General features: G+C 37.0%; 2 protein-coding genes. Both read left to right on the top strand.

The genetic code is table 11. From position 1 onward, the window contains the following. The coding region (locus GA0116948_RS20820; protein WP_317041945.1) for an RHS repeat domain-containing protein at positions 1-1,128 on the top strand (1,128 nt) is incomplete at its 5' end. A gap of 16 nt (positions 1,129-1,144) precedes the next feature. Next, complete coding sequence (locus tag GA0116948_RS20815) at positions 1,145-1,600, top strand: hypothetical protein (protein WP_123891799.1); 456 nt, start codon at positions 1,145-1,147, stop codon at positions 1,598-1,600. The last annotated feature ends 507 nt before the right edge of the window (positions 1,601-2,107 follow it).

Genomic DNA, 2,107 nt, shown 5'->3' with positions numbered 1-2,107 from the left:
GTATTGTTTGATGACCAGTTCAATATGGTGAGCAGTAATAGTGGAAACCGGCAGGTACAGGCATCGCCGGGGGCGCTGCAAACGCTGGCCGTTAGCGCCATGACGATTAAATCCACCGGGTTTATTTATATTTACGTGAGTAATGAGAGTGGGCAGGATGTGTATTTTGATAATCTGGTAGTGAACCATACCAATGGGCCGTTGTTGGAGGAGACGCATTATTATCCGTTTGGGTTGACGATGGCGGGGATATCATCTAAGGCTTTGAACAATGCACAAGAAAATATATACAAATACAACGGAAAAGAATTACAGAGCAAAGAATTTACAGACGGCTCCGGCTTAGAACTTTATGATTTTGGATCAAGACAGCATGACCCACAAATTGGACGGTGGACTACTATTGACCCATTAGCTCACAAGCGATATTGGGCAACGCCATACAACTATGTTCAAAATAACCCTATAATTAGGATAGACCCCAACGGTTTGACAGATTATACATTGAATAAAAAGACAGGAGAGATAAAACAGGTAGGAGAAAAGAACGATGACCCTGATAGAATACTTAAATCAAAAGTAAATAAAAACGGAGAAGCTGTAGTTAAGTATAAACGGAATGGCGAAGCTAAGGTGGCAGTGGATGGAATAGAAAAAGGGATTTTAAAAAACGGGATGAATTTTCAAAAAGATGATAATGTTATTGCCGTCGGTGGAAAAGATCAACCGTCCGTTGATGGGGTTAAATCTTTTACATTACAGCTTTCAGAGTATATTGGAAAAGAAATTAAAGGATTTTCGTATTCAACTGATGGTTCCAAAAATGTTACTGATATGGAACTAGGAAAATATATAAATAATGAATTTGATAAATCATATGGTTCACCTCATGAATTAATAAAAAAATACGGAGTTGATTATTCTAATAATAATGTTTTACAAGAATTTCATACTCATCCTAAAGGCGAATTAGGAGCAACTCAATCTGCACCAGAACTTTCAGCCGATGTTAGAGGTCTTCAAAATGATAAGCCATTAATACCCGACGCAAGTTTTATTATACTGTATAGAATTGCAGGTCAGGCAAAACCAGGAGAATACGATTATACTCATGAATATAGACCATAAAAAGATTGAAAGTAGGATGAAGAAATTAATTATCACTTTTATTGTAATCGTTGTTTCATCATGTAGTCTTTATTCTCAGAATAAAACAATCAAAGGACGAGTGATTTCTGATGATTTTGAAACTGTGGCATTAGCATCAATTATGATTAATGACACAGTTGAAGTTGGCAAAACAGATTTAAAAGGTTTTTTCCAAGTAGATATTCCTGCTTCAATGAAAAAAATAATATTTAGGTCTGTTGCAATTGAGCCTGCAACTATTGAGCTTGTAGATAAATGTGATGAAGTAGAGGTTGTAATGATGTTAAGCGGCACTTATGATTTTATGACTCTTAAGAAGGTTGATAGACATAGAAAGAAAAAATTTAAGAGGTTGCCAGAATTACATAAAGAAGCATTTGCGAAAGGTATATTTAAAACAGATAAGGCTTGTTATACACAACAGTTTACACCTCATTATAAGAAAAAATAAAAGTGATATTAAAATACAAAATCCCTCACGGGGCTTTTGTATTTTAAGAAGCGTAAGCTTTTTTATTATTAAAACCCATTAGCAGTGTATCGAGAGTAATAAAGATGTGTACCAGTTGATTATCAGAAAGCTTTTGTATACCCTGTAAACGTTGTAAAATCTTCGGGTTTTTAAAAAGCTGGTTATTTTCATTCTACCCAATAAATAACCTACGGTTGTATCAAGTAAAGCAGCCAGTTTTTTTGCCACCATCAATAGATGGCAGCATCTCAGAACAGCGAGTTCCTGAAAGAAAATTACCATAACCATCAAAAGTATCTTATTAGTCAATTTGTTTCCCGAGAAGGTGATCTTGTTCGGCAGCCATGCCACGGGCTGTTGGGTGGAACACCGGTATACAGAGGGCGGGATAACCGATGCCAGTAACAGCGCCTATGCTACCCCGGTGACTACCAGCAGCACGATGACCAACGGCCTGGTAACGGGTACAAAGGTGCGCGTACTCGG

Source organism: Chitinophaga costaii (assembly GCF_900094705.1).
GTDB classification, from domain to species: Bacteria; Bacteroidota; Bacteroidia; order Chitinophagales; family Chitinophagaceae; genus Chitinophaga; species Chitinophaga costaii.
The sequence above is the reverse complement of the archived record's forward strand: the minus strand, read 5'-3'. Positions and strand labels throughout refer to the sequence as shown.

Coding starts and splice junctions, on each gene's coding strand:
- GA0116948_RS20815 (WP_123891799.1), top strand. CDS start 1,145: ATGAAGAAATTAATTATCACTTTTATTGTAATCGTTGTTTCATCATGT.